The organism is uncultured Aquimonas sp., assembly GCF_937888285.1.
Classification (GTDB): Bacteria; Pseudomonadota; Gammaproteobacteria; order Xanthomonadales; family Xanthomonadaceae; genus Aquimonas.
In genome coordinates, this window is sequence record NZ_CALART010000015.1 from 199442 (window position 1) to 206669 (window position 7228).

Annotated in this window: 7 protein-coding genes; 2 read left to right on the forward strand and 5 right to left on the reverse strand. The window is 68.4% G+C overall.

Annotation, left to right across the window (positions count from 1 at the left end; genetic code table 11):
- The first annotated feature begins 48 nt into the window (after positions 1-48).
- Positions 49-1554, forward strand: a complete 1506-nt coding sequence (locus Q0654_RS05460; RefSeq protein WP_298851295.1) for a YifB family Mg chelatase-like AAA ATPase — start codon at positions 49-51, stop codon at positions 1552-1554.
- A gap of 8 nt (positions 1555-1562) precedes the next feature.
- On the opposite strand, the gene Q0654_RS05465 is transcribed toward Q0654_RS05460, so the two are convergent.
- Positions 1563-1985, reverse strand: a complete 423-nt coding sequence (locus Q0654_RS05465) for a DUF2141 domain-containing protein (RefSeq protein ID WP_298851297.1) — start codon at positions 1983-1985, stop codon at positions 1563-1565.
- A 203-nt stretch (positions 1986-2188) separates the two neighbouring features.
- Here Q0654_RS05465 and Q0654_RS05470 point away from each other — a divergent pair, with 203 nt between their 5' ends.
- The gene (locus Q0654_RS05470) at positions 2189-3982 is read left to right on the forward strand and encodes a potassium/proton antiporter (RefSeq protein WP_298851299.1); all 1794 of its coding nucleotides are present in this window, start codon (positions 2189-2191) and stop codon (positions 3980-3982) included.
- 349 nt (positions 3983-4331) lie between these two features.
- On the opposite strand, the gene Q0654_RS05475 is transcribed toward Q0654_RS05470, so the two are convergent.
- The 4 genes from Q0654_RS05475 to trbF all read right to left on the reverse strand — a co-directional run.
- Entirely contained in the window at positions 4332-4577 is a 246-nt protein-coding gene (locus tag Q0654_RS05475; RefSeq protein ID WP_166159912.1) for a DUF2274 domain-containing protein, read from the reverse strand.
- Positions 4574-5848: a TrbI/VirB10 family protein gene (locus Q0654_RS05480; RefSeq protein ID WP_298851312.1), complete on the reverse strand. Its 1275-nt coding sequence runs from the start codon at positions 5846-5848 to the stop codon at positions 4574-4576. Before Q0654_RS05480 ends, Q0654_RS05475 begins: the two co-directional genes overlap by 4 nt.
- Before the next feature lie 2 nt (positions 5849-5850).
- Complete coding sequence (trbG, locus tag Q0654_RS05485; protein WP_298851314.1) at positions 5851-6843, reverse strand: P-type conjugative transfer protein TrbG; 993 nt, start codon at positions 6841-6843, stop codon at positions 5851-5853.
- Positions 6840-7228: conjugal transfer protein TrbF (gene trbF, locus Q0654_RS05490; protein WP_298851317.1), on the reverse strand; the 389-nt coding region annotated here is incomplete at its 5' end. The genes trbG and trbF, both read right to left, overlap by 4 nt.

Consider the following 7228-nt stretch of genomic DNA (forward strand, 5'->3'; position numbering starts at 1 on the left):
CGGTTCGGCTGACCCGCCGCGGTTTCGCAGCTTCCAGGAGGCCCAGGGATGGCGCTCGCCGTGGTCCACAGCCGCGCCCAGTACGGCGTGAGTGCACCGTCGGTGCAGGTGGAAGTGCATCTCTCCGGCGGACTTCCGGGCATGTCCATCGTCGGCCTGCCCGAGACCGCGGTGAAGGAGAGCCGCGACCGCGTACGCGCGGCTCTGATCTGCGGCCAGTTCGACCTGCCGCAGCGACGCATCACCATCAATCTGGCGCCCGCCGACCTGCCCAAGGACGGCGGACGCTTTGACCTGCCGATCGCGCTCGGCATTCTGGCCGCGTCCGGACAGCTGCCGGTGGCGGCGCTCGCGGCCCATGAGTTTCTCGGCGAGCTGGCCCTGACCGGCGACCTGCGCGGCGTCGACGGCGCCCTGCCCGCCGTGCTGGCCGCGGGACGCGAAGGGCGCTCGATGGTGCTGCCGCAGGCAAACGCGCATGAGGCCAGCCTGGTCGGCGGTGCCAGTGCGCATACCGCGTCGAGCCTGCTTGAGGTTTGCGCCTTCCTGCGCGGCCAGTCGCAGCTGCCGCTGGCGGCGACCGAGCCGCGGGCGACAGCGCACGGCGAAGTCCCCGACCTCTCCGACGTGCGTGGCCAGGCCCTGGCGCGGCGTGCGCTCGAGATCGCGGCAGCCGGCGGCCACAACCTGCTGATGTGCGGGCCACCCGGCAGCGGCAAGTCGATGCTGGCCCAGCGCCTGCCGGGCATCCTTCCGCCACTCGACGAAGATGCCGCCCTGGAGGTGGCTGCGATCGCCTCGATCGCGGCTGGACGCATCGACCCCGCGCGCTGGCGGGTGCCGCCCTATCGTCAGCCCCACCACACGGCCAGCGCGGTGGCGCTGGTTGGCGGCGGGTCCCACCCGCGTCCCGGCGAAATCAGCCTGGCCCACCGCGGGGTGCTGTTCCTCGATGAGCTGCCGGAGTGGGACCGCCGCGTGCTGGAAGTGCTGCGCGAGCCGCTTGAATCCGGCCACATCACCATTTCTCGGGCGGCGCGACAGGCCGAGTTTCCCGCGCGCTTTCAGCTGCTTGCCGCAATGAATCCCTGCCCCTGCGGCTGGGCGGGCGACCCTTCCGGTCGCTGCCACTGCAGTGCCGAGCAGATCGGCCGCTATCGCGGCCGGATCTCCGGCCCCCTGCTCGATCGGATCGACCTGCAGATCGAGGTGCCCAGGGTGCAGGCCGCGGAGCTGCGCCCCGATGCACCGCCGGGTGAAAGCAGCGCCGCGGTACGCATGCGCGTGGCGCGCGCGCGCGACCTGCAAATGGCGCGCTGCGGGCGATTGAACGCCCAGCTCGGACAGGCCGAACTGCTGGCGCACTGCCGTCTATCCGATGCCGAACAGGCCCTGCTCGAGGCAGCAGTCGAGCGGCTGCAGCTCTCGGCCCGGGCCAGCCAGCGCATCCTGAGGGTGGCGCGCACCGTCGCCGACCTAGCTGGCGCGGAACGGATCGCCGCTTCCCATCTGGCCGAGGCGATCGGCTATCGGCGCATGGACCGCAGGCGCTGACGGCCTGCTCAGTCGTCGCGCAGCGGGCCGAAGTCGAAGCGCAGGTTCAAGGGGTCGACGCCGAGGCTGATCCGCACCTCGTCCCAGTCGCCGCGTTCGCCGACCGGAAGGTTGGAGTAGCCGAAGGGCTCGGCGCCAAAGCGCCGGTCCTGCCGGCCGTTGCCGTTCTGGTCGTGCCAGACGTGCACCGCATAGTCGCTGGGGCCCAAATCGAGGAACTCGGCGCGGGCGACGCCGCCGCTTGCACTGACGCTCTGGGTATAGCTGGGCTGTCGCGGAAAGCCGACGCGACTGCCGTAGACCTCGACGACGACCGGCCCCTCCTCGTCGGTCAGTCCCGTGACCTCCACCACCAGCTGACTTGCCCGCGCCGGCATTGCGAGCGCCAGGGCCCACAGCCCGGCCGATAGTCCCCACACCATCCGATTCATCCGAAGTCCACCCTGGGTCGATCCCTCCACCGCCCCGCTGCGTGTCGCCTCGCCTGTCTCGGCGCTGGGCGTTGATCCCGCGAGCAAGCTGCAGAAAGTAATGCCTGCGCCCACTTGCCGCAATCATGGGCCATTTCGGGCGTTTCGCTTGACTTGGGCGCTGCGCGCCGCCAAGTCTTCCGGCTGGATCACGCGGAGGGCGCATGGAAAGCCTGCACAGCAACGACATCTGGATGTTGGTCGGTGGAGTCCTGCTGATCGCGGGCATCCTGTCCAGCATGGTGGCAACCCGCTTCGGCGCGCCCCTGCTGCTGGTCTTCCTGGTGATCGGCATGCTGGCCGGCGAAGACGGTCCAGGCGGCATCGTTTTCAGCGACTACCGGATCACCTATGCGCTCGGCTCGGTTGCGCTGGCGATCATCCTGTTCGACGGCGGCCTGCGGACGCGGCTGTCGCAGGTGCGCGGTGCCCTGGCCCCGGCCGGAGTGCTCGCCACGGTCGGCGTACTGCTGACCGCAGGGCTGACCGGTGCGGCCGCGCGCTTCATTCTCGGCATCGACTGGCTGCCGGCGCTGCTGATTGGCGCCATCGTGGCCAGCACCGACGCGGCTGCTGTGTTCTTTCTGCTGCGATCCAATGGCCTGCACCTGCAGCGCCGCGTCGGTGCGACGCTGGAGGTCGAGTCGGGCAGCAATGATCCGATGGCGATCTTCCTCACCCTGCTGCTCGCAGGCCTGGTCATGTCGCCCACGAATCTGTCCGCAGGATCACTGACCTTGAACCTGCTGCAGCAGATCGGCGTGGGCGGCCTTGCGGGTTATGCGGGCGGTCGCGCCCTTGCCGCCGCGCTGAATCGCCTGGATCTGCCTTCCGGCCTGCATCCGCTGCTGGCCGTCAGCGGCGCCATCGCCCTGGTGCCCTTGACCAACCTTCTCGGCGGCAGCGGTTTCCTCGCGGTGTACATCGCCGGCCTGGTGGTCGGCAACCGCCCGGTGCGGGCCTTCGCCAACGTTCTGAGCGTGCAGGACGCGGCCACCTGGCTGGCACAGATGCTGATGTTCCTGGTGCTGGGTCTGCTGGTCACCCCGTCCCGCCTGCTGGACCTGGCCCTGCCTTCGCTGGCGATCGCAGCCTTCCTGATGCTGGTTGCACGCCCGCTGGCGGTCGCGCTCTGCCTGTGGCCCTTCAAGTTCCCCAAGCGCGAGATCGCCTTCGTCTCGTGGGTGGGCCTTCGCGGTGCAGTCGGCATCTTCCTGGCCTCGGTGCCGATGCTGGTCGGCCTTCCCGACGCCCAGATGTACTTCAACATCGGCTTCGTGGTGGTGCTGACCTCCCTGCTGGTGCAGGGCTGGAGCCTCGCCACGGTGGCCTTCTGGCTCAAGGTCGCGGTGCCACGCCGCGACCCGCCCTCGCGCCGCGTCGAGCTCGATCTGCCCGGGCAGCTCGAACACGAAATGGTCGGCTATCGGGTGGCCCCGGACTGCGCGCTCCTCAGCGGGCGGGGCCGCCTTCCAGCGTGGGCGCGGCCGGTCCTGGTGGTGCGCGGCGGCGAGGTGCTGGCGCCGGACGAGGCCCGCGATCTGCGCGTCGAGGACTACGCCTACTACCTGGCGCCACCGGGACGCGTCATTCGACTCGACTGGCTGTTCGCCGAAGGCGCCGAGGCCAAGGAGGCAGAGCGCGAGCTGTTCGGCGAGTTCACGCTGCCGGGCAATGTGCCGCTGGGGCCGCTGGCCGACTTCTATGGCCTGAGGCTGAGCCCACGCCTGCAGGGCCGCTCGGCCGCCGAGCTGTTCGCGGAACGCTACGACGAGCAACCCCAGGTCGGCGACAGCCTCGATGTTGGCAACGCGCGACTGGTGGTGCGCGATCTGCAAGACGACCAGGTCATTCGTGTCGGACTCAAGTTCGCCACTGGAGTAAAAGCCTTCCAGCGCTCGCCGGGCCGCATGCGGCGACTGATGGAGCGGCTGAGGCAGCGTCGGCAGCGGTCCTGATCCCCGATCGCAGGGGCTGCCGAGGCCGAGGCCCGGCGCTGCGCGCAGGCACAAAAAAGTGCCGGTGTCAAGTCTTTCGTGTCCATCACGCAAGGCTTGAAACCGTATATGGGACAGTAGGTTAGCTCTTTTTCAGGCCACTTTGCAGAAGTTTGGCCGCTTGGGCTAGGAGCCACATAAGAGCGTTGGGAGAGAAAGCCGCATCGCACTGTGTCGTGCTGGATTGCCGAGAAACGGCGGGCCTGTTTCATCATCATAGCCCAAGCCGCTCTTGGTGGCATCCAGAACGAAGAACGCGCGGCCTTGGGCCGCGCGTTCGATGGATGCTGCTGGGCAGTGTTCGAGGCCATCATGTCGGCTTGGACGGCACGCTCCGCGTCGTGGTGCCCTTCCTGAATCCCCTATCCCCCGCCATGAACGCCTCCAGCATGTGTGGGATCAACTTCTCGGCATCGACCGCCTCGCCATACGTCTGCGCGTGCAGCGCGGCGTAGCGGTCGAGGTCGGCTTTCAGGCTGGCCGGGCAGGCAAAGGTCAGCTTGACGCTCTCGGTCTTGGGCAGCGGCCCGAGCCGCATTTTCTTGGCCGTGTTCATTGCGAAGCCCCCCGATTGAAGAACAGCGGCTGGTACGGCCGCAGCACCAGATCCCGGTTCACGATGACGCGAACTGGCAGGCCCGGCCTGATGGTCAGCGTCGGCTGAATGTCCATGTTGCGCCGGGTAATCTCCTGGCCGACCTGATTGATGCTGTCCTGGGCGCTGTCGCGCCCGGCAATGACGATGCGGTTGCCATCCTGGCGGTTCTCGGGTGCGGCCAGTTCGGCACCTACTCCCAGCAGCGTTGTCAGCACCGCACCCGCGACGATGCGATCCCAGTGCCAGTCCACGTCATCCTCCAGGCCGGAGTAACCGGCCGGATCGGTGCCGATGAGGTTGTCGAGCGTCAGCGAGGACGTATCGGGCAGGATGACCCGATTCCACACCACCTGCACGCGGCTCTGCCCGTGGCTGACCCGGCTGTTGTAGCGCCCGAGGATGCGCGATCCCTGCGGAATCAGTAGGAACTTGCCCGTGGCCGAGTCATAGACCGGCTCCGTCACCGTGCCGATCACGTCGCCCGGAAGATCGGACTTGATGCCCGTCACCAGTGCCCCAGCGATCACCGTTCCGGCCATGACCTGATACGGCGAGGCCGGCAGCGCCAGATGGCCGGAATTGCGGGTTTCCGTAGAACCGCTTTGCAGGAATGCCTCGTTCTGGTCTTGCCGACTCCGCGCAGCAGCAGGGGCGGCAAGCTGGGCTGCCGCCGAGGCCGGCCCAGCGGCGAGCGGATCGAAGGCGGCGAGCGTGCTGGTAGCGCCAGGAGTGCCCGATGCTGCCTGCGCCACCGTGGCGGCGGTTTGGCCCTGGCCGCCCGAGCGGAAGAACACCGACGAAGCCGCTGCGGCTTCCGCCTCCTTGCGCAAAGCGTCGTTGGGATCGTGGCCGGGAGCCGAGTAAGCGGCCACGGCCGGCTGCTGCGAGTTCACGATGGCTGGGCCAAGATCGCCCGGCAGCGGCGGCCCCAGCTCGGGCACCTTCGGCGGCAGCTTCGAGTAGTCGGCCGGCAGACCGTCCAGCCCTTCGGACTTCGAGACGCGATCGACGTTGTATAGCTCGGTCTGTTCGCCTGCGCTGCGCCGCTGCGGTTGCAGCGACCAGATCGTGGCCCCGAGCACGGCGACCGACAGGCCGCCGATGAGGACGGCCAGCGTGCGCCGGTTCAACCGGGTCACAGCACGCGGCTGGGCACGAAGCGCCACCGCCTCGGGCGCGACCTTGCCCGCCTGCGGCGTGGCGAGGTCGGGGGTGTCGTCCTGGCTCATGGTCAGTTCCTCCGTGCCACGCCATCCGTGCGCTCGATCCGCACCACGTCGCCCTTGTCGCCGCCCAGGCGCAGTTCCGCCGCGCCAAAGAGGCGATCCACGATGTAGTACGGCGAGCGGAAGCGGTAGTTCACCAGTTGTCCGTCACCTTCCGGCCCGATCACGAACAGCGGCGGAAGATCGCCTTGCGCGATGCCGGCGGGAAACTGGATATAGACCTTCGCGCCATCGTCGAAGGCGCGCAGCGGCTTCCACGGCGGATTGCTGCCGCTGATCGCGTAGCGAAAGCGCAGGTTCTCCAGCGATAGGCCGCTATCGACCGGCGCGGCGGCGCTGGCCGCCTGCGCTTGGCGCTGCAAGGCCAGTATCCGGTCGCGCGGGTACTCCCAGGACACCGACGCCATCCACGTCTTTTCCGTGGAAGTCAGTTCCAGCAGGTACGTCCTCCGGCTGGTGGTGATGACCAGATTGGTTTTCAGGCCCGAGCGAATGGGCTTCACCAGCACGTTGACGCGCAAGTCGGCACCGTTGCCGCTGGACGTGTCGCCCACGATCCAGCGCACGGTATCGCCGGCGGCCACTGTCACCAGCTCCTCGCCCGGCTGGAGCGAAACCACGGTCACGCGGCCCACGGCCGCATAGACCTGATAGAGCGCGCCATCCGTGAAGGGCCACACCTGAATCGCATTGACGTAGCCCTCGCGCGTGGGCGCGACGCGGGCCTCGGCATTGGCGCGCGAGACGCGCACCGTCTCGTCGGCCGGCTCCGGCGTGGGCTTGGCGTCCTCGGCTTCGGGCAATGGCTTCAACTGCGCCGGCATCGGCAGCACCTCGGGCACGGCCACCACCTCCACCGGCGCGGGCGGTTCGGGCAGCGGCTGGGCCTGCACCGGCTCATCGAGCGAGATGGTCGGCGGTGGCTTGCCCTGCGTGGCGCAGCCCGCCAGGGCAAGCAAGATCACCGGCAAGGCGGATTTACGGAAAAGATCATTCATGGCTTGGCTCCTTCGGAAGAATCCAGTTCGCGGCTCCACGACAGGCCGTTGACGTAGATGCCCAGGGGGTTCTTGCGCAGGCGCTGCTCGGTGCGCGGGGTTTGCAGCACTGTGGAAATCACCGCGTTCCAGCGTTCGGTGCGATCCAGCGCGCCGTTGACAAAGCGCGTCTCCGTCCAGCGCACGTTGAACGACGTGTCGCTGGCGCGGGTCACGCTGCTGATCTGCACCGTCACCGACTCCTTGCCGATGCGCGCGAACGGATCGTTCACGCGGGCGTAGTCGTTGAGCGCCAGGGCGCCCTTGTCGGTGGTGTAGTCGTAGGCGTCGAGCCAGTTCTGGCGGACGACGATGGGGTCGATGGACAGCGAGCGCACCAGCGTCA